This is a genomic window from Salinispora oceanensis, assembly GCF_000383575.1.
Classification (GTDB): domain Bacteria; phylum Actinomycetota; class Actinomycetes; order Mycobacteriales; family Micromonosporaceae; genus Micromonospora; species Micromonospora oceanensis.
In genome coordinates, this window is record NZ_KB911579.1 from 3353710 (window position 1) to 3379698 (window position 25989).

Annotated in this window: 26 protein-coding genes and 3 tRNA genes; 18 read left to right on the plus strand and 11 right to left on the minus strand. The window is 71.3% G+C overall.

Annotated features, from left to right (window positions below; translation table 11 throughout):
- Positions 1-13: 13 nt before the first annotated feature.
- Positions 14-1072, plus strand: coding sequence for a tryptophan--tRNA ligase (gene trpS / locus SALPAC4_RS0115660; protein ID WP_019871129.1), 1059 nt, complete (start codon positions 14-16; stop codon positions 1070-1072).
- A gap of 4 nt (positions 1073-1076) precedes the next feature.
- Here trpS and SALPAC4_RS0115665 read toward each other — a convergent pair whose 3' ends face one another.
- Entirely contained in the window at positions 1077-2414 is a 1338-nt protein-coding gene (locus SALPAC4_RS0115665; protein WP_027644443.1) for a hypothetical protein, read from the minus strand.
- A gap of 164 nt (positions 2415-2578) precedes the next feature.
- On the opposite strand from SALPAC4_RS0115665, the gene SALPAC4_RS0115670 reads away from it, so the two are divergent.
- The 4 genes from SALPAC4_RS0115670 to SALPAC4_RS0115685 all read left to right on the plus strand — a co-directional run bounded on the left by SALPAC4_RS0115670 (position 2579) and on the right by SALPAC4_RS0115685 (position 4046).
- Complete coding sequence (locus SALPAC4_RS0115670; protein ID WP_080638620.1) at positions 2579-3382, plus strand: fumarylacetoacetate hydrolase family protein; 804 nt, start codon at positions 2579-2581, stop codon at positions 3380-3382.
- A gap of 102 nt (positions 3383-3484) precedes the next feature.
- Positions 3485-3556: transfer RNA gene (locus SALPAC4_RS0115675), tRNA-Gln, on the plus strand.
- 100 nt (positions 3557-3656) lie between these two features.
- Positions 3657-3729: transfer RNA gene (locus SALPAC4_RS0115680), tRNA-Glu, on the plus strand.
- Between the two features lie 244 nt (positions 3730-3973).
- Positions 3974-4046, plus strand: a tRNA-Glu gene (locus tag SALPAC4_RS0115685).
- Positions 4047-4115: 69 nt separating this feature from the next.
- Here SALPAC4_RS0115685 and SALPAC4_RS0115690 read toward each other — a convergent pair.
- Positions 4116-4802 carry an IclR family transcriptional regulator gene (locus tag SALPAC4_RS0115690; protein ID WP_018729874.1) on the minus strand — a complete coding sequence of 229 codons (687 nt, stop codon included), beginning with the start codon at positions 4800-4802 and terminating at the stop codon, positions 4116-4118.
- A gap of 49 nt (positions 4803-4851) precedes the next feature.
- On the opposite strand from SALPAC4_RS0115690, the gene leuC reads away from it, so the two are divergent.
- From leuC to SALPAC4_RS26640, 3 genes are all read left to right on the plus strand, one after another.
- Positions 4852-6297, plus strand: a complete 1446-nt coding sequence (gene leuC / locus SALPAC4_RS0115695; protein WP_019871130.1) for a 3-isopropylmalate dehydratase large subunit — start codon at positions 4852-4854, stop codon at positions 6295-6297.
- Positions 6298-6312: 15 nt separating this feature from the next.
- Positions 6313-6900, plus strand: coding sequence for a 3-isopropylmalate dehydratase small subunit (gene leuD / locus SALPAC4_RS0115700; protein ID WP_019871131.1), 588 nt, complete (start codon positions 6313-6315; stop codon positions 6898-6900).
- Positions 6901-7073: 173 nt separating this feature from the next.
- On the plus strand, positions 7074-7760 hold the full coding sequence (locus SALPAC4_RS26640) for an HU family DNA-binding protein (protein WP_019871132.1): 687 nt from the start codon (positions 7074-7076) through the stop codon (positions 7758-7760).
- 49 nt (positions 7761-7809) lie between these two features.
- On the opposite strand, the gene SALPAC4_RS0115710 is transcribed toward SALPAC4_RS26640, so the two are convergent.
- From SALPAC4_RS0115710 to cofC, 4 genes are read right to left on the minus strand one after another with little or no spacing between them, the layout of a single operon-like run.
- Positions 7810-8679 carry an NUDIX hydrolase gene (locus tag SALPAC4_RS0115710; RefSeq protein ID WP_019871133.1) on the minus strand — a complete coding sequence of 290 codons (870 nt, stop codon included), beginning with the start codon at positions 8677-8679 and terminating at the stop codon, positions 7810-7812.
- Positions 8680-8683: 4 nt separating this feature from the next.
- On the minus strand, positions 8684-11017 hold the full coding sequence (locus SALPAC4_RS0115715; protein ID WP_019871134.1) for an RNA degradosome polyphosphate kinase: 2334 nt from the start codon (positions 11015-11017) through the stop codon (positions 8684-8686).
- Positions 11018-11070: 53 nt separating this feature from the next.
- A complete protein-coding gene (locus SALPAC4_RS27985; RefSeq protein WP_018740399.1) occupies positions 11071-11268 on the minus strand; it encodes a hypothetical protein in 198 nt (65 codons plus the stop codon).
- A gap of 10 nt (positions 11269-11278) precedes the next feature.
- Positions 11279-11914, minus strand: a complete 636-nt coding sequence (gene cofC, locus SALPAC4_RS0115725; RefSeq protein ID WP_019871135.1) for a 2-phospho-L-lactate guanylyltransferase — start codon at positions 11912-11914, stop codon at positions 11279-11281.
- 136 nt (positions 11915-12050) lie between these two features.
- Between cofC and SALPAC4_RS0115730 the strand changes: the two genes are divergently transcribed.
- From SALPAC4_RS0115730 to SALPAC4_RS0115745, 4 genes are all read left to right on the plus strand, one after another.
- Complete coding sequence (locus SALPAC4_RS0115730) at positions 12051-12776, plus strand: lysophospholipid acyltransferase family protein (RefSeq protein ID WP_019871136.1); 726 nt, start codon at positions 12051-12053, stop codon at positions 12774-12776.
- Positions 12773-13771, plus strand: coding sequence for an NAD(P)H-dependent glycerol-3-phosphate dehydrogenase (locus SALPAC4_RS0115735; protein WP_019871137.1), 999 nt, complete (start codon positions 12773-12775; stop codon positions 13769-13771). The genes SALPAC4_RS0115730 and SALPAC4_RS0115735 overlap by 4 nt, the downstream gene beginning before the upstream one ends.
- 4 nt (positions 13772-13775) lie before the next feature.
- Positions 13776-14891: a cystathionine gamma-lyase gene (locus tag SALPAC4_RS0115740; protein WP_019871138.1), complete on the plus strand. Its 1116-nt coding sequence runs from the start codon at positions 13776-13778 to the stop codon at positions 14889-14891.
- Positions 14892-14985: 94 nt separating this feature from the next.
- On the plus strand, positions 14986-16017 hold the full coding sequence (locus SALPAC4_RS0115745; protein WP_033664197.1) for an ROK family protein: 1032 nt from the start codon (positions 14986-14988) through the stop codon (positions 16015-16017).
- A 67-nt stretch (positions 16018-16084) separates the two neighbouring features.
- Here the strand turns inward: SALPAC4_RS0115745 and SALPAC4_RS0115750 are convergent, their stop codons facing one another.
- The gene (locus tag SALPAC4_RS0115750; RefSeq protein WP_019871140.1) at positions 16085-16285 is read right to left on the minus strand and encodes a DUF397 domain-containing protein; all 201 of its coding nucleotides are present in this window, start codon (positions 16283-16285) and stop codon (positions 16085-16087) included.
- A gap of 4 nt (positions 16286-16289) precedes the next feature.
- A complete protein-coding gene (locus SALPAC4_RS0115755; RefSeq protein WP_019871141.1) occupies positions 16290-17135 on the minus strand; it encodes a helix-turn-helix domain-containing protein in 846 nt (281 codons plus the stop codon).
- A gap of 229 nt (positions 17136-17364) precedes the next feature.
- On the opposite strand from SALPAC4_RS0115755, the gene SALPAC4_RS0115760 reads away from it, so the two are divergent.
- Both SALPAC4_RS0115760 and SALPAC4_RS0115765 read left to right on the plus strand, forming a co-directional pair.
- Entirely contained in the window at positions 17365-17640 is a 276-nt protein-coding gene (locus tag SALPAC4_RS0115760; RefSeq protein ID WP_019871142.1) for a hypothetical protein, read from the plus strand.
- A gap of 224 nt (positions 17641-17864) precedes the next feature.
- Entirely contained in the window at positions 17865-18971 is a 1107-nt protein-coding gene (locus SALPAC4_RS0115765; RefSeq protein ID WP_033664888.1) for a D-alanine--D-alanine ligase family protein, read from the plus strand.
- A gap of 74 nt (positions 18972-19045) precedes the next feature.
- On the opposite strand, the gene SALPAC4_RS0115770 is transcribed toward SALPAC4_RS0115765, so the two are convergent.
- Positions 19046-19717, minus strand: coding sequence for a DUF3515 family protein (locus SALPAC4_RS0115770; RefSeq protein WP_020113517.1), 672 nt, complete (start codon positions 19715-19717; stop codon positions 19046-19048).
- On the minus strand, positions 19718-19951 hold the full coding sequence (locus SALPAC4_RS0115775; protein WP_018218919.1) for an Lrp/AsnC ligand binding domain-containing protein: 234 nt from the start codon (positions 19949-19951) through the stop codon (positions 19718-19720).
- Between the two features lie 96 nt (positions 19952-20047).
- Here SALPAC4_RS0115775 and SALPAC4_RS0115780 point away from each other — a divergent pair, with 96 nt between their 5' ends.
- Together SALPAC4_RS0115780 and SALPAC4_RS0115785 are read left to right on the plus strand one after the other, a co-directional pair.
- Positions 20048-21001 carry a thiamine-phosphate kinase gene (locus SALPAC4_RS0115780; RefSeq protein WP_019871145.1) on the plus strand — a complete coding sequence of 318 codons (954 nt, stop codon included), beginning with the start codon at positions 20048-20050 and terminating at the stop codon, positions 20999-21001.
- 28 nt (positions 21002-21029) lie between these two features.
- Positions 21030-21497, plus strand: a complete 468-nt coding sequence (locus SALPAC4_RS0115785; RefSeq protein WP_019871146.1) for a GNAT family N-acetyltransferase — start codon at positions 21030-21032, stop codon at positions 21495-21497.
- A 135-nt stretch (positions 21498-21632) separates the two neighbouring features.
- On the opposite strand, the gene rpmB is transcribed toward SALPAC4_RS0115785, so the two are convergent.
- Positions 21633-21824, minus strand: a complete 192-nt coding sequence (gene rpmB, locus SALPAC4_RS0115790; protein WP_011905179.1) for a 50S ribosomal protein L28 — start codon at positions 21822-21824, stop codon at positions 21633-21635.
- Between the two features lie 227 nt (positions 21825-22051).
- Here rpmB and SALPAC4_RS0115795 point away from each other — a divergent pair, with 227 nt between their 5' ends.
- Positions 22052-23659, plus strand: a complete 1608-nt coding sequence (locus SALPAC4_RS0115795; protein ID WP_019871147.1) for a DAK2 domain-containing protein — start codon at positions 22052-22054, stop codon at positions 23657-23659.
- The gene (gene recG, locus SALPAC4_RS0115800) at positions 23656-25860 is read left to right on the plus strand and encodes an ATP-dependent DNA helicase RecG (protein WP_019871148.1); all 2205 of its coding nucleotides are present in this window, start codon (positions 23656-23658) and stop codon (positions 25858-25860) included. Before SALPAC4_RS0115795 ends, recG begins: the two co-directional genes overlap by 4 nt.
- Positions 25861-25989 lie beyond the last annotated feature (129 nt).

Genomic DNA, 25989 nt, shown 5'->3' on the forward strand with positions numbered 1-25989 from the left:
AAGGCCCATCGTCATGACCGCTGCCCGGATGCTCACCGGCGACCGCCCCACCGGAAAACTGCACCTCGGCCACTACGTCGGCAGCATCGCCAACCGGGTGCAGCTGCACCGGCGCTACGAGAGCTTTTTCATCATCGCCGATCTGCACATGCTGACCACCAAGAACACCCGGGACGACATCGCGCGGGCCACCCAGAACGCCCGCGACATGGTCCTCGACTCCCTCGCCGCCGGGATCGACCCCGACTTCGCCACGTTCTACCTCCAGTCGGCGATCCAGGAGGTCGGAGATCTCAACACCCTTTTCCAGAACCTGGTCAGCGTGCCGCGCCTGGAACGAGTCCCCTCCCTCAAGGAGATGGCCCGGGACGCCGGGAAGGACGAGATGCCGTACGGCCTGCTCGGCTACCCGGTGCTGCAGGCCGCCGACATCCTTTGCGTCAAGGCCAACGTGGTGCCCGTCGGCAAGGACAACGCCGCGCACGTCGAGGTCACCAGGGAGATCGCCCGCCGCTTCAACCATCTCTACGGCGAGGTTTTCCCCGTCCCGGACCTGGTCAGCGCCGAGACGCCCACCCTGGTCGGCACCGACGGCCGGGCCAAGATGAGCAAGAGCCGCGGCAACGCCATCGCCCTCTCCGACGAGCCGGCCGAGGTTCGCCGCAAGGTCATGGGCATGTACACCGACCCGAATCGGGTACGCGCCGACGTGCCGGGCACGGTTGAGGGGAACCCGGTGTTCCAGTACCACGACGTCTTCAATCCGAACCGGGCGGAGGTCGATGACCTCAAGGGCCGGTATCGCGGCGGCAAGGTCGGCGATGTCGAGGTCAAGGAGAAGCTGGCGACCGCGTTGAACGCCTTCCTTGACCCCATGCGCGAGCGGCGCGCCCGCTACGAGGCGGACCGGGGTCGAGTCGACGAACTGATCGTGGAGGGCACGGAACGCGCCCGGCGGGCGGTGCGGCAGACCGTCTTCGAGGCGCGGAAGGCGATGGGCCTCACCGGCGTCTACACCCAGCTGCGCCGTAAGGCCGAGCGGTCCCGTAAACCTGCGGCCACAGTCGCGTAGCAGGTCAGGGCACGTCCACCCGAACCCCGGCGGAGAACACCCCACTGCGTAGCTCGAGTTGGGTCGGCGGCTGCTGGCCGTGCACGCTGAAGATCAGCGGGAGGACCATTCGGCTGCCGCCGGCCAGTGGCTTGGCGAACACGTCGCGGCCCTGGTTCGCCCGGCGGGTCGCCTGCTCGTCGGTACCGACAAAGTTGCCGTCGGCGAGGTACGCCCGCTGGAGGGGGCCGTACCAGGTCTGCTGTTCCGGGGTGCGGTTCTGGACCCCGACCGTCGCCGCGCAGGTGTGCCTTGTCGAGGTTGGTTGGCAGCTGATCCGGTAGACGGTGAACTCGAACGCCGCCTCGCGGAGCGGCTCCCCGATCGCCCCGGCGGCTCCGGTGCCGAGCCAGGCGCCGCTGGTGGGATGGGAGTCGGTGTCCACGGCAGTAGCCTTCCGGGTGGCCGTCCAGGTCGCCGCGCCCACGGTGGAAGCCAGTAACACCGCGGCGACCGGGACGAGCAGCCAGGTCGAGGGCCGGCGGCGGCGTGCCGGAGCGGTCGGTGCCGCCGGTCGCGGATAGATGGTCCCGCGTCCCCCGTGGTGGGGCGGCGGGAGCTGGGTTCGGTGTCGCCGTCGCTGTCGCTGTCGCTGTCGCTGCCAGGTCCACCAGCCGCCGACGGCGAACGCGGCGAGTCCACCGAGGCCGGTGAGGAGGGCCGCTGGCCGTTGCCACACCGGTGGTTCCGGCTCGGCCGCCGCCGGCGTTGATGCGGACCGCCAGGTCGCCGTCGCACAGTCGTACGGGCGCTCGCCGCCAGCGGCGAACGCGCAGGCGGGCGCGGTCAGGGGCGTATCCGGTGGCGCGGAGAGCTTGGTGTTGAGCGTGGTGGTGCTCCGGGCGGGCAGCCGCAGGTCCCAGGTGACCTCTGTTCCGGCTGTGCCGTCGTGGTGGCTGGGTCGGCCGCCGTCGGTGATCGAGGTTGCCGAGGTACCCGGCGGAAGCTCCTGACGGACGGTGGTGGCGATCGGCCGGTTTCCGTCGTTGCGGACCTGGATCCGGTAGCTCGGCGCGGCGGTATTCTCCGATGCCACCGCTACGGTGACCGGCGGTTTCGGTGGTGGGGCCGCCGCCTGGGTCGGGCTCGGCAGCGCCGGCGGCGCAGACGGTCGGTCCGGCTCTGCGGAGGCCTCGGCGGATGGCTGGCCGGCGGGTGCCGTGGCTGCCGCGGGCGGGGCCGGTGGTCGGGCGGCCGGCGGCTGTGCGGCGGCCGGGCCGGGTAGAACCGGCACGGCGGCGAGGACGCCGAGGCAGTAGACGAACACTGCGAGGGCCCTGTGGTGTCGTGTCGATGCAGGCATACGAACGAACCTCCGGAGCCGACGTTAGGGCGGTGTCACGCCGGGCGGTAGGAAGTGGCGAAGCCGGTCCCTGTCGGGCGGTGATGCCGTAGGCTGCGCGGCGCGCCACGCGGCATCCGACCTGCGGCTGCACCCGCGCACCTGGTCGGGGATAGATTGGCCCGGTGCGTATCGCTCGTTTCGCTCATACCAAGGGAATGTCGTTCGGAGTCGTTGAGGGGGAGCCGGAGGCGGGTCCGCAGGGGCTGACCATCGCTGAGGTCGAGGGGCATCCGTTCGGACGGATCACCTTCTCCGGTGCCCGGTGGGCCCTCTCCGACGTCCGTCTGCTCTCGCCGATCCTGCCGAGCAAGGTGGTCTGCGTCGGCCGTAACTACGCCGAGCACGCGGCGGAGCACGGCGCGGAGGTGCCCCAGGAGCCGTTGCTCTTTCTCAAGCCGTCCACCTCGGTGATCGGGCCGCGGGACGCGATCCGGCTGCCGGCGCTGTCGAAGCAGGTCGAGCATGAGGCCGAGTTGGCCGTGGTGATCGGGGCGCCCGGAGCCCGGCGGGCCGACCGGGCCGCCGCTGCCCGTGCGGTCTTCGGCTACACCTGCGCCAACGATGTCACGGCGCGGGACCTGCAGCGGGCGGACGGACAGTGGACCCGGGCCAAGGGCTTCGACTCGTTCTGCCCGATCGGTCCCTGGATCACCACCGGCCTCGACGTCGCCGATCTGGAGATCCGGTGTGAGGTGGGTCGCGATCCGGAGGAGATGGAGGTCCGCCAGCTGGGCCGGACCCGGGACATGGTCTTCGACGTGCCGGCCCTGGTGTCGTACGTCTCACATGTGATGACGTTGCTTCCCGGTGATGTGATCCTGACCGGCACCCCGGCCGGGGTTAGCCCGCTCGTGGATGGGGATACGGTCACCGTGCGGATCGAGGGGGTCGGTGAGCTGACCAACCCGGTGCTGCCGGCCAGCTGATCCGATGCGAGGTTTCCGCTGCTCAAGGGCGTTCTGTCGGGGGCGATTTGGCCCTGCGGCGGGAGGAGGGTAATGTTTGTGCCCGGCGCTGCAAGGCGCCGATGGGGTATGGGGTAATTGGCAGCCCGACTGATTCTGGTTCAGTTAGTCTAGGTTCGAGTCCTGGTACCCCAGCGCTGTCTCGGCTCGGTTGAGTCGTGACCGCTGGATTCCAGCGGAGGTTCCGCCTCCGGTGGAATGCTTCCCACCCGTTGGGTGGGAAGTATTAGGTTCTGGCCCCGTCGTCTAGCGGCCCAGGACGCCGCCCTCTCAAGGCGGTAGCGCCGGTTCGAATCCGGTCGGGGCTACAGAAGCGGTGTGAGCCCGTCCCGTTGTCGGGGCGGGCTTTTCCGTTCTCCGGACCAGTTTCACCGTGCACTTCCAGACTGGGTGTGCCCCGCACCCGGGGCCGGGTCTGCCTCGCATCGCGGTGTGGCCGCCGTGGGTGGGCTGTCCCGCCCCGAAGTGACTGCCCCCGGCGAGAGTGGTTCGGCCGGTGCGGGTAGACTATCTCCATACCGCTCAGCTGAGTGGTCGTTTGGGAAATTTCCTGGCCCCGTCGTCTAGCGGCCCAGGACGCCGCCCTCTCAAGGCGGTAGCGCCGGTTCGAATCCGGTCGGGGCTACTCATCTGCGACAGGCCCGTCTCGTCATGGCGAGACGGGCCTGTTGGGTTCGGTCACCAGGGCGGTGGGCTACAGGCCGGAGAGCCGCTGGCCGGCTCGGACGACCGCCATCGCGTGGCGTTCGCCGGGACGGCGGCCGAGCCGTTCGATGGGACCGCTGACGCTGACGGCGGCGATGACCCGTCCGGTGCGATCCCGGATCGGAGCGGAGACGCTCGCCACCCCCGCTTCCCGTTCCGCCACGCTCTGCGCCCAGCCGCGGCGCCGGACCTCGGCGAGCGCTCGGCCGGTGAACTTCGATCGGGGCAGGAGCGGCATGACCGCCTCCGGTGGCTCCCAGGCCAGCAGGATCTGCGCCGCGGAGCCGGCGATCATGGGTAGCACCGAGCCGACCGGCACGGTGTCCCGTAGGCCGCTGGCCCGCTCGGCGGCGGCCACACAGACCCGCTCGTCGGCCCGGCGCAGGTAGAGCTGCGCGCTCTCCCCGGTGGCGTCCCGGAGCGCGCAGAGCAGGGGCTCGGCCGCGGTCAGCAGCACGTCGGGCGCGGCGTTGGCCAGCTCCCCCAGACGGGGACCGGGGCGCCACCGTCCCTGTGTGTCGCGTACCAGCATTCGGTGGATCTCCAATGCCTGCGCCAACCGGTGGGCTGTTGCCCGGGGCAGCTTCGTACGTTCAACGAGTTCGGCCAGGCTGGCGCCGTCCACGCAGGCGGCCAGGATGACCACCGCCTTGTCGAGAACGCCGACACCGCTCATACTGTGTCCCACAAACCGAAACCTACCTCCCAGAATTTAGGATGTCCAGATGGTGGGAGTCACTCCTGAGCCGAGGACCCTGGCCGAGAAGGTCTGGGCCTCGCACGTCGTCCGATCCGCCGAGGGCGAGCCCGACCTGCTCTTCATCGACCTGCACCTGCTCCACGAGGTGACCAGCCCGCAAGCCTTCGACGGGCTGCGCCTCGCCGGCCGCCGGGTCCGCCGCACTGACCTGACGATCGCGACCGAGGATCACAACACCCCCACCGGGTACGCGGACCCGTCGTACCGGTCCCGGCGCGGTGACCTGTTGACGATCGCCGACGCCACCTCTCGGACGCAGATCGAGACGCTGCGCCGGAATTGTGCCGAGTTCGGTGTGCGGCTGCATCCGTTGGGCGATCAGAACCAGGGGATCGTCCACGTCATCGGCCCGCAGCTGGGCCTGACCCAACCCGGGATGACGATCGTCTGCGGTGACTCGCACACCGCCACCCACGGCGCCTTCGGCGCGTTGGCCTTCGGTATCGGCACCAGCGAGGTCGAGCACGTGCTCGCCACCCAGACGCTGCCGCAGGCCCGACCGAAGACGATGGCGGTGAACGTCGTCGGTGAACTCGGGCCGGGTGTTACCGCGAAGGACCTGGTGCTCGCGCTGATCGCCCAGGTCGGTACGGGTGGTGGCCGCGGGCATGTCGTGGAGTACCGGGGCGAGGCGATCCGGAAGCTGTCCATGGAGGGGCGGATGACCGTCGCCAACATGTCGATCGAGTGGGGTGCCAAGGCCGGGCTGATCGCGCCGGACGAGACGACGTTCGACTACCTCAGGGGGCGGCCGAACGCCCCCGCCGGGGCTGACTGGGAGGCGGCGGTCGCGTACTGGCGGACGCTACCCACCGACGCGGGCGCGACGTTCGACTCCGAGGTAACCCTGGACGCGAGCCGGGTCACGCCGTTCGTGACCTGGGGCACCAACCCGGGTCAGGGCGCGGCACTGGACGCGCGGGTGCCGAATCCGGAGGAGTTCGCCACCGAGCCGGAGCGGGCCGCCGCCCGTCGAGCCCTGGAGTACATGGACCTCGCCGTGGGCACTCCGCTGCGGGACCTCACCGTTGACGTGGTCTTCGTCGGCTCCTGCACCAACGGCCGGATTGAGGACCTGCGGGTGGCCGCCGACGTGCTGCGCGGGCGCCGGGTGGCCCCGGGTGTGCGGATGCTCGTCGTGCCGGGCTCCGCCGCGGTGCGGGCGGGCGCCGAGGCGGAAGGGCTGGACAAGGTCTTCACCGAGGCAGGTGCTGAGTGGCGCTTCGCGGGCTGCTCGATGTGTCTGGGGATGAACCCGGACACGCTTCGCCCGGGCCAGCGCGCCGCCTCCACCTCGAACCGTAACTTCGAGGGCCGCCAGGGCCGGGGTGGACGTACCCACCTGGTCTCCCCGCCGGTCGCCGCCGCCACCGCGGTGGTGGGCCGGCTGGCGGCTCCCGCCGATCTGTAGCAAGGGATACCGCTGATGGAGAAGTTCACCATCCACACCGGCACCGCTGTGCCACTGCGTTTTTCTAATGTGGATACCGATCAGATTATCCCCGCCGTGCATCTGAAGCGGGTAACGCGAACGGGTTTCGCGGATGCGTTGTTCAGTGCCTGGCGGGAGGATCAGGCGTTTGTCCTCAATAATGAATCATATTCTGGTGCCTCGATTCTCGTTGCTGGCCCCGAGTTCGGCACCGGTTCTTCCCGCGAGCATGCCGTCTGGGCCTTGCGGGACTGGGGGTTCCGGGCTGTGCTGGCCCCGCGCTTCGGGGACATCTTCCGGGGTAACGCGCTCAAGGGAGGGCTGCTGCCCGTTGAGCTGGAATTGGAAGTGGTCGAAGAGATCTGGGGTCGCGTCGAGGCCGATCCCAGCACGCAGATCACCGTCGACCTCGCCGCCCGCCAGGTCCAGGTCGCGGATGCGACCTGGGCGTTCCCGCTGGACGAGTTCAGCCGCTGGCGGCTGATGGAGGGCTTGGACGACATTGGACTCACGCTTCGGCACGAACCCCTGATCGGTGCCTTCGAGGCAGCGCGGCGGCCGTTCCTACCGACCATCACATAGCTGCCTGCCCCGCCCCGCGAGGGAAAATCGCCCCCACCGGCGTCGCTGGTGGGGGCGAATCTGTTGCGACACAAGGGTCTTTTTCTGTCGAATGTTTGTGTAGCGCCAGCGCAGGGCATAACGTGCGCGCAGAATGGCTCGCGTCGAGTCAGTTGCACAATCGGGAGGAAGTCGTGAACAAGGCCGAGCTTATCGAGTCGCTCGCCGTTCGCCTGGGGGACCGGAAGACGGCGACGGCCGCGCTCGACGCGGTCCTCACTGAGGTCCAGGCGGCGGTTACCAAGGGTGAGAAGGTATCGATCACCGGCTTCGGAGCGTTCGAGAAGCGTGTCCGGGGAGCCCGAACAGCGCGCAATCCACGGACCGGCGAGGCGGTGAAGGTCAAGAAGACCTCCGTCCCGACGTTCCGCCCGGGTACCGGGTTCAAGGAGATGGTGGCCAGCGGCAAGGCGCCGAAGGCCACAGCGGCGAAGAAGAGCACCGCCGCCAAGGCGGCCGGGGCCAGGACCACTGGCACCGCGGCCAAGAAGACGACCGCGGCGAAGGCCACCGCCGCCAAGAAGACGACCGCCGCGAAGGCCACCGCGGCCAAGAAGACCACCGCGGCCAAGAAGGCCACCGCGGCCAAGAAGACGACCGCGGCCAAGGCCACCGGGGCGAAGAAGACCGCGGCGAAGAAGACCACCGCGGCGAAGACCGCTCCGCCGAAGCGCACCACCGCGACGAAGGCCACCACGGCGCGGAAGTCCGCGACGAAGAAGGCGGTACCGGCCACGAAGGCGACGGCGGTCCGGAAGAGTGCGGCGGCCACGAAGGTCACCGCGCGGAAGGCACCGGCGAAGCGGGCGACCAAGCGCTGAGCCGGCACCGTCGGGGGCGGCCACCAGCACGGTGGGCGCCCCCGACGCGCTACAAGGGGTCGGGGGCGAGGAGGGTCGCGCCGGAGAAGGCGAGCAGCCAACCGGCCCCGTTCTGGGTGGTGAAGTCCGCACCGCGGCCGGAGAGGCGCTCCAGCGCCCCCGAAACTATCGAGCCCGGGCAACACACCACGGCCGGCGTACCGGCCGTGCCGAAGGCGGCCAGGCAGGCGGCAGCGGCCAACGCGCACTCGTCCTGGCTCTGGCCCGCCCGCGGCTCGTCCAGATCTCTGGTTACCGCAATGGGCAGGTCCAAGAATTCCGCCACCGGGCTGAGGGTCTGGACGTAGCGCCGGGCCGACGCGGCGAGCAGGCGTACCGGCGCGACCACGGCCACCAGCGGCACCAGCCGTCGTGCCTGGGCCCAGCCGGCGACAGAGAGCGGTCGGCCGCTCTGGGACCCGGCCCAACTGCTCCACCCACCCGCGTCCGCGTGCCGCACCAGCATGACCGTCGCGGTCACCGGTGGCAGGGCCGCGAATGCGCGGACCACCGCCGCGTCGTGCGGGTGACTGACCAACCGCACCGCCCGGTCCACCGCGAGCCAGCGCACCTCGTCAACCTCTTTGTCGGGCGGAGAGACATCGGTCCCGACCGCCCGCATCGACCAATAGTCGACCACCTTCGGCCGGTTCTGGCTGCGGTAACGCACGCTCGGCAGCCGGGCCTGCGGCACCGCCCGCACGCCGGTCTCCTCGGCGACCTCCCGGAGGGCGGCGCGGAGCGGGTGCTCGCCCGGCTCGAGCTTTCCCTTCGGCAGCGACCAGTCGCCGTAGCGGGGGCGGTGCACCAGGCAGACCTCGACATCGCCCTTGCCTGGCCGCCAGAGGACACCGCCGGCCGACCGGATCCCGCTCGCCATCTGGTCAGCGTACGGCGGTGCCGCCGACTCGGCGTAGCAGCAACTCCTGTAGGTGTGCCCGGGGGTCGTCCCCGGTGCCGGAGCGCCGGTGCCAGCTGCCCTCCGCGTCCAGCTCGAACGCCTCCACGTCGGGGCTGAACGCGGCGATCAGCACGTGATCCAGCTCGGCTCGGGCTACCGGGTCGGTGACCCGTACCAGCGCCTCGACCCGCCGGTCCAGGTTGCGGTGCATCAGATCGGCCGAGCCCATCCAGAACTCGGCGTCACCGTCGTTGCCGAACCGGAAGATCCGCGAATGTTCCAGGAACCGCCCGAGGACCGAGCGGACCCGGATGTTCTCCGACAGGCCCGGAACCCCGGGACGGAGCGTGCACATCCCCCGAATCAGCAGGTCCACATGGACGCCGGCCCGGGAGGCCCGGTAGAGCGCATCGGTGATCTCCTCGTCAACCAGCGAGTTCACCTTGAACTGGACCAGCCCCGACCGGCCGAGCCGGACATTCGAGATCTCCCGCTCGATCCGCTCGATCAGGCCGCTGCGGATTCCCTGTGGCGCCACGAGCAGCTGCCGGTACGCCGTCTGCCGGCTGTAGCCGGTCAGCACGTTGAACAGGTCGGTCAGGTCGGCGCCGATCTCCGGATCGGCGGTGAGGAGGCCGAAGTCCTCGTAGAGCCGGGCGGTCTTGGGGTGGTAGTTGCCGGTGCCGATATGGCAGTAGCGGCGGATCTGACTGCCTTCCTGCCGGACCACCAGCGCCGTCTTGCAGTGCGTCTTGAGCCCCACCAGGCCGTAGACGACGTGGCACCCGGCGCGTTCGAGCGTCCGCGCCCAGCCGATGTTGGCGATCTCGTCGAACCGGGCCTTCAACTCGACCAGCACCACCACCTGCTTGCCGGCCTCCGCCGCGTCTACCAGGGCGTCCACGATGGGGGAGTCGCCGCTGGTGCGGTAGAGGGTCTGCTTGATGGCCAGCACGTTCGGGTCCGCGGCGGCCTGCTCGATGAAGCGCTGCACGCTGGTGGCGAAGGAGCGATACGGGTGGTGCACCAGCACGTCACCGTCGCGCAGGGTGGCGAAGACGCTGCGCGGCACCTCGCCCTCGGCGAGCCGTGGGTGGGTGGCCGGCACGAACGGCGGATCCTTCAGGTCCGGCCGATCCGCCTCGCCGTAGAGCTGCCAGAGCGCCGACAGGTCGAGCAGGCCATTGACCCGCTGGACATCCTGGGGGTCCATGTCCAGTTCGCGGACGAGGAGCTCCAGCATGTGTTCGGAGATCGAGGCGGCCACCTCCAGCCGTACCGACGGGCCGAATCGACGGCGGGCGAGTTCCCGTTCGAGGGCCTGCAGCAGGTCCTCGTCCCGGTCCTCGTCAACCTCCACCTCGGCGTTGCGGGTGACCCGGAAGAGGTGGCACTCCACCACCCGCATCCCGGAGAAGAGCTGGCCCAGGTGCACCGAAATCAGATCCTCCACCGGCAGTACCTGGACGCCGGGCTGGTCACGGTGGACGCGGACGAACCGGGGCACGTTGTTGGGCACCTTGACCCGGGCGAACAGCTCCGATCCGCTGTCCGGGGCGCAGACGGAGACCGCCAGGTTGAGGGAGCGCCCGGAGATGTACGGGAACGGGTGTGCCGGGTCAACCGCGAGGGGGGTGAGCACGGGGAAGATGTGCTCGCCGAAGTAGGTGCGTAACCGGGTGTGCTCGGCGTCGGTCAGGTCACCCCAGCGGAGGATGCGCAGACCCGTGGCGGCCAGCTTCGGCAGGAGGTCGTCAACGAAGCAGGCGGCCTGCCGGGAAACCAGGGTGGCGGTCTTCTCCGCGATCAGCTCCAGCTGGGTGCGCAGCGGCATCCGGTCGCCACCGCGGACCGGCAGCCCGGCGGAGAGCCGTCGCTTCAGCCCGGCGACCCGCACCATGTAGAACTCGTCGAGGTTGCTCGCGAAGATGGCGAGAAACTTCGCCCGTTCCAGTAGCGGGGTGCGCGGGTCCTCGGCGAGTGCGAGGACGCGGGCGTTGAAGTCCAGCCAGGAGAGCTCCCGATTGAGGAACCGGTCGTCCGGCAGCGGTTGCGTGGCGGGCGGTTCGTCGGGCGGCGCCGGCTGGTCCGGCACCGGGTCGAGTACCTCCGCCAAGCCGGCGGCGTCGTCGGCTGGGTTAACGCTGGTTGGGTCGCTCGGGTCAACACTGGTCGGGTCGGCCGGGGAGGCGGCGGTGTCGGTGCCCCGGGCGGACAGGAAGCGACCGTTGGCCCCACGGGGGCGGGAGCCGTTGTGGGGTGGAACCGCCGGTCGGCCGGCGACGGAGTCAGCGGGGTGCTCGCCAGGGGTGCTCACCCGCCCATCTTGACCGGAGCCCGGTTAACGCCAAATGAACTTGGCCGGGTTGCTTAGCTCATCGTCGGCAACGTCACGCGAATTACCGTTCCCGCCCCGTCGGTCTCCACCCGCAGCCGTTGGCCGAGGCGGAGCAGCCGTAGGCCGGAGGCGTCGAAGGCCGGAGCCGGAAACGCCAGTTCGGTGCCGTCGTCGAGGAGGAGTACGCCGCTGCGGGTCGTCGCGTCGTAGGTGGCCACCGTGCCCTGCATGACCGGCACGCTACACCGGCCGGCTGCCGGCGGGGGTGGCCGCGCCACACAGCGATGCGGTGCGCGCCCCCAGCCCGAGTTGGGCGGCCGCGGCCAGATCGGCGGCGGTGTCGACATCCCGCCGCAGGCTCGGCCAGTCACCGAGCAGGGGGAGCGCACCACTGGCCGCATGGGCGGCCGCGGAGCTGCCACCGAAGCGGGGATCCAGGGGCACGCCGGGCGGTGCGGCCAGCAGCACGGTGCCGGTGCCGGGGTCATCGGGCACATATCGACGGGTCGGGGGACCGGACTGCGCCGCCGACAGGGCGGCCGCCAGCTCGACCGGGCGTAGCGCGGGCAGGTCCGCGGTGAGGCCCGCCACCCAGCCGGGGCCGGCGGCGGACGCGCCGTACCGGAAGGCGGGGTTGAGCCCGGCGGCGGGGCGGTCCGGCACCACCCGCGCACCGATCGCCGCCGTCACGACCGGGTCGTCCGTCACCACCAGCACCTCGGCAACCACCGGACAGGCCCGTACCGCCTCGACCGTATCGACCGCCAACGCCAGCGCCAACGCCGCGTGGGGCTGGCCGGGCAGCGCGCCGCGGAGCCGGCTCTTCGCCGCGTCCAGCCGCTTCACCGGCACCACTACGGTCCACACCTGGGTCACCCCGCCATCCTGCCAGCCCGGTGCCGGTACCCTCACTGGCCGGACCCGGGGGGAGCAGGCATGATTTCACCTCGCGGGCGTTGAACTGGGTGGGGCGTACCGGCGGTCCGGTCGGTGGCGGTAGAAGGAGGCGCGGGTGGCGCGGCGCAGGATCGGGTTCTGGCCACGGTTCGCCGTGGTGCTGATCAAGTCCCTGATGACGATCTGGACACGGCGGCGTTGGCAGGGCATGGAACACCTCCGTAACTCCGGCGGGGTGATCATCGTGCCGAACCACATCTCGCACGCCGATCCGCTGGTCGCCGCGCACTTCGTCTACGACTCCGGGCGTTGGCCGCGGTTTCTCGGCAAGGCCAGCTTGTTTCGAATTCCGCTGATCGGCCTGATCCTGCGCCGCTGCTGGCAGATTCCGGTCGAGCGCGGCACCGCGGCCGCGGTCCAGTCGTTGGACCGCCTGGTCGAGGTGGTGAACAGCGGCGGTGCGGTGGTGATCTACCCGGAGGGGACCACGACCCGGGAACCCGAGCTGTGGCCGATGAAGGCCAAGACCGGTGCCGCACGGCTCGCCCTGGCCACCGGCGCCCCGGTAATCCCGGTGGCGATGTGGGGGCCCGAGCGGATGTTCGATCCCCGGACCTCCCGGCTGAACCCGCGTCCCCGAATTCCGGTGACCGTCGTCGCCGGGCCTCCGGTCGACCTGGACCGGTGGGCCGGCGTCCCTCCGACGAAGGCGGTGCTTGAGGAGATGACCGAGGTCATCATGCTGCGTCTGCGCGATCTGCTGGCCGAGATCCGGCAGGCCGAACCGCCGGCGCTCTGGGAACGCCCCCGCCGCACCGAACGCCCGGGAGCGGCGGCATGAGCGGGCACGTGGCCGTGTTGGGGGCCGGCTCATGGGGGACGGCCTTCGCCAAGATCCTCGGCGACGCGGGTCGGGAGGTCCGGCTCTGGGCCCGGCGACAGTCGGTCGTGGCGGCGCTACAGGCCGAGCGGAGCAACCCGGAGTACCTGCCGGGCCTGGTCCTGCCGGAGCGGGTGACAGCCACCGGTGACGCCGGGGAGGCGATCACGGGTGCCGAGCTGGTGGTGCTGGCGGTCCCGTCGCAGACCCTGCGGGGCAATCTCGCCGAGTGGCTCCCGTACCTGCACCGCGACGCCACGCTGGTCTCCCTGATGAAGGGGATCGAACTCGGCACCACCAAGCGGATGAGCGAGGTGGTCATGGAGACCGCCCGCGTCCCCGCCGACCGGGTGGTCGTGGTCTCCGGGCCGAACCTGGCCCCCGAGATCGTCGCCGAGCAGCCCGCCGCCACCGTGGTCGCCTGCACCGACGTTGACCGGGCCACCCTCGTGCAGCGGTCGATCACCACCCCGTACTTTCGCCCATATACCAACGACGACGTGATCGGCTGCGAACTGGGGGGCGCGGTCAAGAACGTCATCGCCCTGGCGTACGGCATCGCCACCGCGATGGGCTTCGGCCACAACACCCGCGCGATGCTGGTCACCCGCGGGCTGGCCGAGACCGCCCGGCTCGGGGTAGCGCTCGGCGCCGACCCGCTCACCTTCGCCGGCCTCGCCGGCTTGGGGGACCTGGTGGCGTCCTGCTCCTCCCCGTCGGCCCGCAACCGCACCTTCGGCGAGCACCTCGGCCGGGGGGCGACCCTGGAGGAGGCCCGGATCGCCACCCGGCAGACCGCCGAGGGGGTCAAGAGCGCGCTGGCCATCCGGGATCTGGCCCGGGCACACGAGATCGAGATGCCGATCACCGAGCAGGTCGAGCTGGTCTGCCACGAGGGCGGGGACCCGCGACGTGCGGTCGCGGCGTTGATGAGCCGTACGACGAAGCCGGAGTGAGGCGGTGCTGGCCGACCGCGACGGGACCCGCTGTGTCCGCGCCGGGCTGCCGGAGCCCGTACCCGGGGAGCCCTTCCTACCCGGCCCGGTCTTCGCCGCGCCGTACCACCTCGATCCGTGGGCCGGGCCGGCGGGCACGCCGAACGGCTACGGTCGGCCGGACAACCCGACCCGGCGGCGGTTGGAGGCGGCGATCGGCGAGCTGGAGGGGGGCGACTGTCGGGTTTTTGCCAGTGGCCAGGCGGCGATCACCGGGCTGCTGTTGAGTGTGCTGCGCTCCGGCGACACGGTGCTGCTCCCCGCCGACGGCTACTTTCCGGTGCGGGCGTTCGCCACCGAGACCCTGGCCGGGATCGGGGTACGGGTCCTCCTCGCACCGACCGCCGGTCCCTATCCGGACCTCGCCGGCGTACGTCTGGTGTTGGTGGAGACCCCGGCGAACCCGGGCCTCGACGTCGTTGACCTGACCGGGTTGGCGGCGCGGGCGCGGGCGGCGGGGGCCTTGCTGGTGGTGGACAACACCACCGCGACCCCGCTCGGGCAGCGTCCGCTGGAACTCGGCGCCGACCTGGTGGTGGCCTCCGGCACGAAGGCGCTCACCGGCCACTCGGACCTGCTGCTCGGCTATGTCGGCACCCGGTCAGCCGAGTTGCTCGCGGCAGTGACCCGGTGGCGGGACCAGACCGGGGCGGTCCCGGGCGCCTTTGACGCCTGGCTGGCGCACCGATCCCTGGCCACCCTCGACCTGCGGCTGGCCCGGCAGACCGCGAACGCCGCGGCCCTCGCCGGGTTGCTGGCGGAGCACCCGGGAGTGACCGGGCTGCGCTGGCCGGGCCGGCCGGAGGACCCGGCCTACCCGGTGGCCGTGGCGCAGCTGCGCCGGATGCCGGGGGTGCTCTCGTTTGATCTCGGCGACGCCGACCGCGTCGCCCGCTTCGTCGCCGCCGCCCGGCTGGTGTCGGCGGCCACCTCGTTCGGTGGGCTGCACACCACGGCTGACCGGCGCGCCCAATGGGGTGACGACACGCCGCCCGGCTTTGTCCGGCTGTCCTGCGGGGTCGAGGACCCGGCCGACCTGGTCGCCGACGTGGCTGCCGCGCTGCGGGCCGTTGCCGGCTGACTGCTGTCGGGCGTCGGCTGCCGGTTTGCCGATGGCGGGTCACCGGTGCGGGAACTAGCCTCACGTCATCGTCTCCGGAGTGGGAGGGTCGAACGTGGGCAGCGCGGCAACGCCGGTGGTCGTTGGTCTGGACAACGGCGGCACCAGCAACAACGCCACTGTGCTGACGGTGGATGGGCGCTTCCTCGTGGACGGGTTGCTCGAGAGCCCGAGCGAGGTCCAGGCCGGTCCGCAGGCAGCGATTGAGGCCCTCGCGGGTGCCTTTACCGGGGCATTGGCGTCGGTCGGTGTAACTCGGGATCTGGTCCGGGCGGTGGGGCTGGACACCCCCGGTCCGGCCAGCGCCGCCGGGGTGATCTCCTCGCGTGGTTCGACCAACTTCTCCCAGCCGCAGTGGCGGGGTTACGACGTGCGGGGTGCGCTTGCGCGGCGGCTCGACCTGCCGGTGGTGTATCTCAACGATGGCAACGCCGCCGCCCTGTACGCGCACCAATCGCACTTCGGCGCGGATGCGGCGCGTCGCTCGTCGGTCTCCGTGGTGGTGGGTACCGGTCTCGGGGGCGGGCTGGTCGAAGGCGGACGGGTGATCGCCGGTGCGGCCGGTATGGCGGGGGAGTTGGGGCACGTGCAGCTACCGCTGACCGGCCTGCTTGGCCCCAGCCAACCGGAGCCGGTCTGTGGCTGTGGCTTCGTCGGGGACGCGGAGAGCGTCGCGTCGCTGACCGGGATCGCCCGTAACCTGCTGCCGTACTGGCTGACCCGGTTTCCCGGGCATCCGCTGGCCGCCGAGCCGTTGGTGCGGGCGGCGAAGTTGGTCCGTGGGCTTGGCGAGCGGGGTGACCCGCTGGCCCGGGAGATCTTCACCCAGCAGGCGAAGGCGATCGGCCGGCTGTTCACCCTCGTGGCGAATCTCGCTGATCCGCATGCCTACTTTGTCGGTGGGGGCGTGGTGGAGGCGGCTCCGGAGTTCCGCGACTGGTTCCTGGACATCGTCCGCGAGCACACGGTGCTGCGGAAGGAACAGGCGGCGGTGGCGACGTTCGCGCTGGTGCCGGAGCGGGACATGGCCGGGGCGCGCGGGGTGGCCCTCGCGGCGCTGCGGGTTTCGTCGCCACCGGGGCGATGAGGGGTGGCCGGAGCTGGCATCTGGTTGTGGTCGGGCGACGGTGGGACCGGTACCGCCGCCCGACCGGTCACCGGCGTGGTGGCGCGGCGGCGAAGGTCGTCCAGGCCGCAGGGGTGAAGAGCAGCGTCGGGCCGCTTCGGTCCTTCGAGTCGCGCACGCCCACCGCCTGTGGGAGCGTCGCGATCTCGACGCACGCCCCCTCGTCTCCGCTGTGGCTGCTGGTACGCCAGTGGGCCCGGGGCAGCTGCGGGCCGATCGTCGGTGTCATCGTCCTACCGTCCCTCCATGAGGTGTCGAAGCTGGTCCCGGCTGTCTGCCGGGCTGAGGGCCACGCTCCGCAGGTTCTCCATGATCTTGGTGCAGGTGCGGAGGTCGCCGGGGCGGTCGAGAACCATCTGGCCGGCGACGGTCTCCACCGAGGCGATGAAGGGGTCTTCGGGGTCCGCGAACTCCAGGATGTGCAGCGAGCCGCGGGTGCCGCGGTGGTAGCCGGCGGCCAGTGGGATCACCTGGACGGTGACGTTGGGCAGGTCACTTGCCTTCAGGAGATGGCTCAGCTGCGCCGCCATCACTGTCCGGTCGCCCACCGGTCGGAGTAGGGCGCCTTCGTCGATGATGGCATCGAGGATCGGCGGGTGCGGCGCGGTGAGCCGCTGTTGCCGGTCGAGCCGGAGCTGGACCCGCTGCTCGACCTCGTCGTCTGTCAGGGTGTGCGGGCCTCCTCGCATCACGCCGCGGATGTAGTCGGCGGTCTGGAGCAGGCCGGGCACCACGGAGGGCTCGAAGTTGGCGATCGCGGTGGCCTCGGCCTCCAGCGCGATGAAGTCGATGGTGCGCCGGTCGAGCAGGTATGAGTAGGAGACCCACCAGCCGGGCTTGCGTGCGTCCTTGGCGAGCTGTGTCGCTGCCGCGATCTCGTCTGGTGCGACACCGTAGAGGGTCAGGAGCGCACGGACGACCGCCGGGCTCACCAGCGTCTGCGCGTTCTCGTAGCGGGACAGGGTGCTGCGGGTGCTGCTGATTTCGTCCGCCGCGGATTCCAGGGTGAGGCCGGCGGCCTCCCGGTGCGTGCGCAGGGCGATGCCCAGCCGACGGGCGCGGGCGGTTTTCGGGGCCATGTATCGATCCTTGCACATCTTTGGGAGGCGGTAAATGAGAGAACGCGGGTGAGAGTTGCATTCACGGCTGTCGCGGTGTCACCCTGTTGTCAGGTCCTCGCTGACGGTTGTCGTGGCGACGGCGGCGGCGAGCGACTCGGAGGGATGAGGCGCGCGGCGGTCGGGTTACCTCCCCCGGGCCCGGTTGTCGCGTGCCGCCCCCATGGCTCGCCGTCCGGAGGGACTCGACATGCGAACTGCCCAGCTGCCCCGACAGTGCCGTGGCTCCACCGAGCCGGGCCAGGTGGCGCTGACCCGGTTCCTGGTGGTGCTCACCGATGTGCGCGCCCAGGACTGTGGTCGGGACGAGCGGGCCAGCCCGGAGCGGCGTCGGCAGGTGGTGGGCGCGAGTAGCCGTGTGGCGGCCGAGCGGATCGCCGGAGCGTTCATGGCGCTGGGCATGGTGCGGGCGGGTCGGCAGCGGGTCAAGCTGATCGCGATCGGCCGGCGGCGTAGTCGCCGATAGTCGACGGCCCGGCGGGCTGCCGGGAGCCGGCGGGCCGTCTCCTTCCTACCGAGCTAAACCGATACATCCATAAAATCCGGTTACCCACCGTATTGTAGGCCGCTTAGTGGTTAGGCCCTCGCGCTCTCAACGGGGTATCGCACGCCGACGTTCACCACGCACAGTAAGGTCACCAAGGTGAGTGCCCCGGCAGATGTGACGAGCCGACGAAGAGGTGAGGGCCAGTGACCACCCCAGGCAGGACCCGCGTGGCGGTCGTGTTCGGCGGACGTAGCCCGGAGCACGGCATTTCCTGTGTCAGCGCCGGCAGCGTGCTGGCGGCGCTCGACCCCGACGAATATGAGGTCGTGCCGGTGGGGATCAGCCGCGCCGGCCAGTGGGTGTTGACCGGGGGCGATCCGGACCAGCTCGCGATCAATGCCCGGCGGTTGCCGGAGATCACCGCGGAGTCCGGGGACGCCGTCATGCTGAACGCTGATCCGAGCAGCGGTGGGCTGCTGGTACTCGACGCGACCGCGGGGCCTCGGGCCCTCGCCGACGTGGACGTGGTGTTTCCGGTACTGCACGGAGAGTACGGGGAGGACGGCACTATCCAGGGGATGCTGGAGATGGCCGGCATCCCGTACGTCGGGGCGAACGTCTTCGCCTCCGCCGCCGCCATGGACAAGGAGTTCACCAAGAAGCTCTGCGCCGCCGAGGGGATTCCGGTTGGCCCGTACACGGTGCTGCGCAGCGGCATGACCTTGACCGAGCAGGACAAGCGACGCCTCGGCCTGCCGGTCTTCGTCAAGCCCTCCCGGGCCGGCTCCTCCTTCGGGATCACCAAGATTAGCGACTGGGCGGACCTGGATGACGCGGTCGCCACCGCCCGGGAAATCGACTCCAAGGTCCTCGTCGAGAGCGCGGTCGTTGGCCGTGAGATCGAATGCGGGGTGCTGGAGGGCGAGGCCGGTGGGGCGCCGGAAGCGTCCTCGCTCGCCGAGATCCGGGTGATCGGGGAGCATGACTTCTATGACTTCGAGGCGAAGTATATCGATGCTGATCTCGCCTCTGAGTACGACATCCCCGCGGAGCTGCCGGAGCGGGTGACCCGTCAGGTCCGGGAGTACGCGGTCCGCGCCTTCACCGCGCTCGACTGCTCCGGGCTGGCTCGGGCCGACTTCTTCGTCACCCCCGAGCTGGATGTTTACCTCAACGAGGTGAACACGATGCCCGGCTTCACCCCGTCGTCGATGTTCCCGCGGATGTGGGCGGCCGCCGGTCTGGAGTACCCGAAGTTGATCAACCGTCTCATCCGGACCGCCCTGCACCGTAGGAGCGGCTCGCGTTGAGCCACCTCGCCGCCGTGCTCCGGATTGCCGGTGCGGCAGGTCCGGTCGCAGCGGCGGCGGCCCGTTGGCGGGGTCTACTCGGGGCGACAGCCGGTCGGGGCGTCGTCAACGGAGGGAACCGTGGCGATGATCGTTTCTGAGATGGGGGAGACCCACTGGAGCGGCTGGTCGTAACCGTCGGGCACCCGGACCGTGACCGTCGTCTCCCGGTCAACGGTGCTCAGCACGGTGCTGTCCGCCGCTTCGCTGCCGTACCAGCAGACCCGGTTGACCAACCAGAGCTTGTCGGTGTCGGCGAAGGTTGGCGCCGGGCCGCCGCAGGCCACGGTGAGGGCGGGATCACCATACGCGGCGTTCTGCTCGGAGCCGGCGGTGACCGGACGCTGCGGCAGCTCCCGGATCGCCGGCGGAAGCTGGGAGAGCAGGGCGCGGCAGACGGTGGCGGGACGTTCGGCCAGGGCCGGAGCGGCCATCTCCACGGGGGCGGTCGACAGCGGCGTGGGGGTCGTCATCGAATTCGGTTCGGTTTCCGGCTGGTCCGGGGCGAACTGGTTGAACGCCAGGACACCGGCCAGCACGGTCGCCGGGAGCGCGACCGCCGTCGCGATCAGGGCCGCGCCGCGGTTGGAGCGGTCCCGGCCGCCCGCCGGGGCCCCGCCGGCGCCGTCGGTAGCGGTGTCGTTCCCGGGGCCGGGTACGTCGTGGCGGGCAGTGGTGGTTTCGGGTGAGTCGGGCAGCCTGCTCACTTAGAGACGCACCACCGAACAGGTGAGGGTGCGGGTGATTCCGGGCACCATCTGCACCTTGCTGACGATGAGGTCGCCGAGTTCATCCACGGTCGGCGCTTCGCAGAGCAGCACCACGTCGTAGGGCCCGGTGACGGCGTCAACGCGGACAACGCCGGTAATCTTCGCGATCTGACCGGCCACGTCACGCGCCTGGCCGACCTCTGTCTGGATGAGTATGTACGCCTGTACCACGTTCGACCTCCCTCCGTCGCCGCTGGATGAGCGGCCCGAAGTGAGAAAATACCCTACCGACCAGGCCGGATTCCGATCGGCGGAGAAGGAGAAGCGGTGAGCGAACGCGGCAACGGCGTCGTGGGGCCGGGCGAGTTCGGTCTGATCGACCGGGTTACCGCTCGGTTGTCGTACGGCCCGACCGTCCTGCTCGGCCCCGGGGACGACGCGGCGGTGGTGGCCGCCACGGACGCCCGGGTTGTCGCCTCCACCGACGTACTGGTGGAGGGGCGGCACTTCCGCCGGGACTGGTCCGCAGCGCAGGAGATCGGCCATCGGGCGGCCGCGGCGAATCTCGCCGACATCGCGGCGATGGGCGCGCGCAGCACCGCCCTGCTGGTCGCCCTCTGCATGCCACCGGAGCTGCCGCCCGAGTGGGCGGAGGAGCTGGCCGATGGCCTGGCGGCGGAGGCCGCCCTCGTGGGGGCAAGCGTGGTGGGCGGGGACATGTCGACGAGTCCCACCCTGACCATCGCGGTGACCGCACTCGGTGATCTCGGTGGCCGGACGCCGGTGACCCGGGCCGGGGCCCAGCCCGGTGACGTCGTGGCTCTCGCCGGTCGGACCGGGTACGCGGCGGCCGGCCTCACCATCCTGTCCCGAGGCTTCCGGACCCCGCGGCTGCTGGTCGAGGCGTATCGACGGCCCGAGGTGCCGTACCAGGCCGGACCGGCGGCGGCCGGAGCCGGGGCGACCGCGATGATCGATGTTTCGGATGGGCTCCTCGCCGACCTGGGGCATGTGGCCCAAGCGAGCGGGGTGGCGGTGGATGTGCGGCGGGACGCCTTCGCGGTGCCCCGGCAGATGCGCGACGCGGCCCAGGCGCTCGGCGTTGACCCGTACACCTGGCTGTTGACCGGCGGGGACGACCACGCCCTCGCGGCGACCTTCCCCCCGACGGCGGTGTTGCCGACAGGCTGGCAGCCGATCGGTGCGGTCACCGCAGGTTCCGGGGTGACCGTTGACCGCCGGCAGTGGGAGGGCCCCGGCGGCTGGGACCACTTCCGGTAGGCGCACCGGGCGGTCGTACCCTGCATTGGTGCAGAACCTGCAGATTCACCCCACCCGATTCGACTCGCCGGCGGCGCAGCGGTTGATCAAGGCGGCCCTCGCCGACCTGGGCGTGCGATACGGCGGCAGCGGCGACGAGACCCCGGTGGATGCGACCGAGTTCGAGCCGCCCGCCGGGACCTTCCTCATCGCCGAGCTCGACGGCGAATCCGTGGCCTGTGGCGGCTGGCGCAGCCACGGTGGGTCGGTCGAGACCGCCGAGCTGAAGCGGATGTACGTGGCACCGCACGTCCGGGGGCGGGGCGTGGCCCGAGCCGTCCTGGCGGCGGTGGAACGGTCCGCACGCGAGCGGGGCCGACAGCGGATCGTACTGGAGTGCGGCGACCGGCAACCCGAGGCGCTCGCGCTGTACCGTTCATCCGGATACGCGCAGATCCCGAACTTCGGCTTCTACAAGGATGCCCCGGGCTGCGTCTCGTTCGGCCGCATGCTCTGAATCCGCGCCCGCTCGGGAGACGTCCGGGCCAGGCCGAGTTCGGGAGGGCTCGGCCTGGCATACGCAACCGGCCCGGCATACGCGAAACCGGCGGACCGTCGGGTCCGCCGGCGCGATCTGGCTGGGTTTGCCGCGTCAGGCGCGGGTGACCTTGCCAGCCTTGATGCAGGACGTGCAGACCTTCAGCTTCTTGGTGTTGCCACCACCGGCCGGGGTGCGCACGGACTGGATGTTCGGGTTCCAGCGGCGGTTGGTCCGCCGGTGCGAGTGGGACACGTTGTGGCCGAAGCCCGGCCCCTTGCCACAGACGTCGCACACGCTAGCCACGGGATACTCCTGGGATTGATCCGTTCATGAGGTCGTCACCAGGCGCTGCCCGGGCAACCTGGTCAGGTTACCCGATGCCTGCTCGCGATGCCCAACCCCCCTCCGACCCGCCCGGCCCCGTGCGGACCGCCCCGGCCCCGCGCGGACCCGTTCGGCCTTGGGTGGACACGCCCGGCGCGCGTCGCCGGGCCCGACGACGGTCGGAGCGCGCCAGTAGGCTACCTACCGTGCTGGACACCCTCGATGCCGCCGCGGTCCGCCGTTGGTGCGCGGGTGGACTGGTCGCGTTGAAACGCCACCAGGGCGAGATCGACCACCTCAATGTCTACCCGGTGCCCGACGGTGATACCGGCACCAACCTGGTCCTCACCCTCACCTCGGCGCAGCAGGCGTTGGCGATGGAGCGGGACAAGCTGCCCGACGACGGGCCCACCCCGCACGGGCAGGCGCTCCGGCTGATGGCCCGGGGCGCGCTGCTCGGTGCCCGCGGCAACTCGGGAGTGATCCTGGCGCAGATCCTGCGCGGCTTTGCGGACACACTGGCCGCGGTCCCGGTCGTGCGGGGCCGGGCGCTAGCCGCCGCCCTGCGTGCCGCCGCCACCGCCGCCTACGCCGCCGTCGCCGCTCCGGTCGAGGGGACGCTGCTCAGCGTGGCCGCCGCCGCGGCACGTGCCGCCGAGCGGGCCGGCCGGGACGAGCTGGGCACCGTGGCCCGGGCCGCGGCCGACGAGGCCGCGCAAGCCCTCGGCCGGACGCCCCAGCAGCTACCGGCCCTGGCCCGCGCCAGTGTGGTCGACGCTGGTGGGCGGGGTCTCTGTCTACTACTCGACGCCCTGGTCGAGGTGGTCACCGGGGAGCGTCCGGCGCGTCCGGAGCTCATCGGCAGGTCGTCCCACCTGCCGGTCGACGAATCCCGCGAGAACAACCAGTCAACGTACGCCTACGAGGTGCAGTACCTGCTCGACGCCGAACCGGCGGCGGTGGCGCGGCTGCGCGAGGAGCTCGGCGCCCTGGGCGACTCGCTGGCGGTCGTCGGCGACGGCGCCGCCGGCACCTGGAACGTGCACGTGCACGTTGACGATGTCGGAGCGGCAATCGAGGCGGGAGTGGTCGCCGGCCGCCCGCATCGGATCGGGGTGACCCGCTTCGCCGACCTGCCCCGGCCGCCCGTGTCGCCGGGGCCGGACCGCCGGGCGGCGGTGGTGGTGGCCACCGGGGTCGGCATCGTCGAGCTCTGCACCGCGGCGGGGGCGACGGTGCTGGAGGGCGTCTTCTCCGCCAGTGAGCTGTTGACCGCCGTTCGCGCCACTCGCGCTGCCCACGTCGTGGTGCTGCCCGACGATCCGGACACCCGGGCGATGGCGAACGACGCGGCCCGGGCGGCGTCGCAGCTCGGCCTCCAGGTCAGCGTGGTCCCGACCCGGTCGCCGGTGCAGGCGCTCGCCGCGCTCGCCGTCCGGGACCCGGGGCGGCGCTTCGAGGATGACGTGATCGCGATGGCGGAGGCCGCCGGCGCCTGCCGGTACGCGGAGGTCTGCTACGCCAGCCGGGCGGCCCTGACCGTCGCCGGCCCCTGCCGGCCCGGGGACGTGCTCGCCCTGGTTGACGGCGAGGTGCACCTCATCGGAGCGGACCTGCTCGACACCTGCACCGCCGTGGTCGACCGGATGCTCGGCGGCGGCGGCGAGCTGGTGACCCTGCTGGTCGGGGCGGACGCCCCCGCCGGTCTGACGGAGGCGGTCCGCGAGCACGTGGTCCGCTCCTGGCCGTTCGTTGAGGTGCAGGTGTACCTGGGTGGGCAACCGCACCACCCGCTCCTGGTGGGGGTCGAATGACCTCCGACCAGGCCACCGTCGACACTCCGCTGGGCAAGCTGGTCGGAGCGAAAACGGCCAAGGCGCTCGCCACCCACCTCGACCTGCACACCGCGGGCGACCTGCTCTACCACGTTCCCCGCCGGTACGACGAGCGCGGTGAGCACACCGACATTCGGTCGCTTGATGTCGGTGAGCAAGTCACCGTCCTGGCCCAGGTGCAGCGCACCGCCGTACGTCCGATGCGCCAACGCCGCGGAAATCTGCTGGAGGTGACGGTCGGCGACGGCTCGGGGGGCGCATTGACCCTGACCTTCTTCGGGAACCAGGTCTGGCGTGAGCGGGACCTGCGCCCCGGCCGGTGGGGGCTGTTCGCCGGCAAGGTCACCGAGTTTCGGGGCCGTCGGCAGCTCAACGGCCCGGAGTACGTGCTCCTCGGCGCCGGTGATGAGGGTGAGGTGGCGGCCAGCGAGGAGGTCGAGGAGTTCGCGGGTGCGTTGATCCCGGTCTACCCGGCCGCCGCGGCGGTGCCGACCTGGGTGATCGCCCGGTGTGTGCGGGTCGTCCTGGACACTGTCGACCCCCCGGCGGATCCGGTACCGGCTACCGTGCGGAGCAGCCGCAACCTGGTCGGCCTCGGCGCCGCCCTGCGCGAGGTGCACCGGCCCGCCAGCAAGGAGGCGCTCTACCGGGCCCGGCGCCGGCTCAAGTGGGACGAGGCCTTCGCGGTGCAGCTCACCCTGGTGCGACGCAAGCGGCAGGCCGCCGACCGTCCAGCCCGACCACGACCCGGGGTGGACGGTGGCCTGCGGGACGCCTTCGACGCCCGCCTGCCGTACCAGCTGACGGTTGGTCAACGGGAGGTCGGCATCGAGATCGCCACGGACCTGGCCACCGCCCACCCGATGCATCGGCTGCTCCAGGGCGAGGTCGGTTCCGGCAAGACGGTGGTCGCGCTGCGCGCGATGCTGCAGGTGGTGGACGCCGGTGGGCAGGCCGCGCTGCTGGCCCCGACCGAGGTGCTCGCCGCCCAGCACCACCGTGGCATCCGCGACCTGCTCGGGTCCCTGGGGCGGGCGGGCGAGCTGGACTCCGCCGAGCACGCCACCCGGGTGGAGCTGGTCACCGGATCGTTGGGTGCCGCGGCCCGCCGGCGGGCGTTGGGCGAGATCCGCAGCGGCGCCGCCGGCATCGTGCTGGGCACACACGCCCTGCTGTACGAGGGCGTCGACTTCGCCGACCTCGGTCTGGTGGTGGTGGACGAGCAGCACCGCTTCGGCGTCGAGCAGCGGGACGCGCTGCGGGCGAAGGCGGAGCAGCCGCCGCACGTGCTGGTCATGACGGCCACCCCGATTCCCCGTACGGTGGCGATGACCGTCTACGGAGACCTGGAGGTCTCCACCCTGTCGCAGCTGCCGCGGGGACGCTCCCCGATCGCGTCGCACGTGGTTCCGGCCGCGGAGAAGCCGGCTTTCCTGGACCGGGCGTGGCGCCGGCTGCGGGAGGAGGTCACCGCCGGCCACCAGGCGTACGTGGTCTGCCCGCGCATCGGCGACGGCCCCTCCTCGGACGAGGAGGCGGCGGCGGAGGAGGACGACACCGCCCGTCGGCCCCCGCTCGCGGTGACCGAGGTGGCGCCGCTTCTCGCCGAGGGGCCGCTGCACGGACTGCGAATCGGGGTGCTGCACGGTCGGCTGCCCGCCGAGGAGAAGGACGCGGTGATGCGTTCGTTCGCCGCTGGCGATCTCGATGTGCTGGTGGCGACCACTGTGGTCGAGGTCGGGGTGGACGTGCCGAACGCCACCGTGATGATCGTGTTGGACGCCGACCGGTTCGGGGTGTCCCAGCTGCATCAGCTCCGGGGCCGGGTCGGTCGTGGTTCCGCCGCGGGGCTCTGCTTGCTGGTGACCGAGGCGATGGAGGGTAGCTCGGCGCGGGAGCGGCTGGACGCCGTGGGGTCGACAACGGATGGTTTCAAGCTCGCCGAGCTCGATCTGGAGCAACGCCGCGAGGGCGATGTGCTCGGCGCTACCCAGTCCGGTCGCCGCTCGCACCTGCGGCTGCTGTCGCTGCTGCGGGACGCGGACCTGATTCGTGACGCCCGGACCGAGGCGATCAACCTGGTCGAGGAGGATCCGGAGCTGGTGCGCCATCCGGCCCTGGCGGCGTCGGTGGCGGCCCTGGTGGACGCGGACCGCGCCGAGTACCTGGAGAAGGGGTAGCCGCGCCAGCGGCTGCGGCGCAGACCCGAGCGGAGCCGGTCCGCTGTGGCCCTTCCCGCGGGATCGGGTCCGGTCCGCTATGGCTGGTCCCGCGGGATCGGGTCCGGTCCGGCAGGCCGGGACGGGATC

What these genes read in the sequence shown, in the direction of transcription:
- trpS (WP_019871129.1), top strand. Translation starts at nt 14, where the DNA reads ATGACCGCTGCCCGGATGCTCACCGGCGACCGCCCCACCGGAAAACTG.
- SALPAC4_RS0115665 (WP_027644443.1), bottom strand. Translation starts at nt 2,414, where the DNA reads ATGCCTGCATCGACACGACACCACAGGGCCCTCGCAGTGTTCGTCTAC.
- SALPAC4_RS0115690 (WP_018729874.1), bottom strand. Translation starts at nt 4,802, where the DNA reads ATGAGCGGTGTCGGCGTTCTCGACAAGGCGGTGGTCATCCTGGCCGCC.
- leuC (WP_019871130.1), top strand. Translation starts at nt 4,852, where the DNA reads ATGGTGGGAGTCACTCCTGAGCCGAGGACCCTGGCCGAGAAGGTCTGG.
- leuD (WP_019871131.1), top strand. Translation starts at nt 6,313, where the DNA reads ATGGAGAAGTTCACCATCCACACCGGCACCGCTGTGCCACTGCGTTTT.
- SALPAC4_RS0115710 (WP_019871133.1), bottom strand. Translation starts at nt 8,679, where the DNA reads ATGGCGAGCGGGATCCGGTCGGCCGGCGGTGTCCTCTGGCGGCCAGGC.
- SALPAC4_RS27985 (WP_018740399.1), bottom strand. Translation starts at nt 11,268, where the DNA reads ATGCAGGGCACGGTGGCCACCTACGACGCGACGACCCGCAGCGGCGTA.
- SALPAC4_RS0115735 (WP_019871137.1), top strand. Translation starts at nt 12,773, where the DNA reads ATGAGCGGGCACGTGGCCGTGTTGGGGGCCGGCTCATGGGGGACGGCC.
- SALPAC4_RS0115750 (WP_019871140.1), bottom strand. Translation starts at nt 16,285, where the DNA reads ATGACACCGACGATCGGCCCGCAGCTGCCCCGGGCCCACTGGCGTACC.
- SALPAC4_RS0115755 (WP_019871141.1), bottom strand. Translation starts at nt 17,135, where the DNA reads ATGGCCCCGAAAACCGCCCGCGCCCGTCGGCTGGGCATCGCCCTGCGC.
- SALPAC4_RS0115760 (WP_019871142.1), top strand. Translation starts at nt 17,365, where the DNA reads ATGCGAACTGCCCAGCTGCCCCGACAGTGCCGTGGCTCCACCGAGCCG.
- recG (WP_019871148.1), top strand. Translation starts at nt 23,656, where the DNA reads ATGACCTCCGACCAGGCCACCGTCGACACTCCGCTGGGCAAGCTGGTC.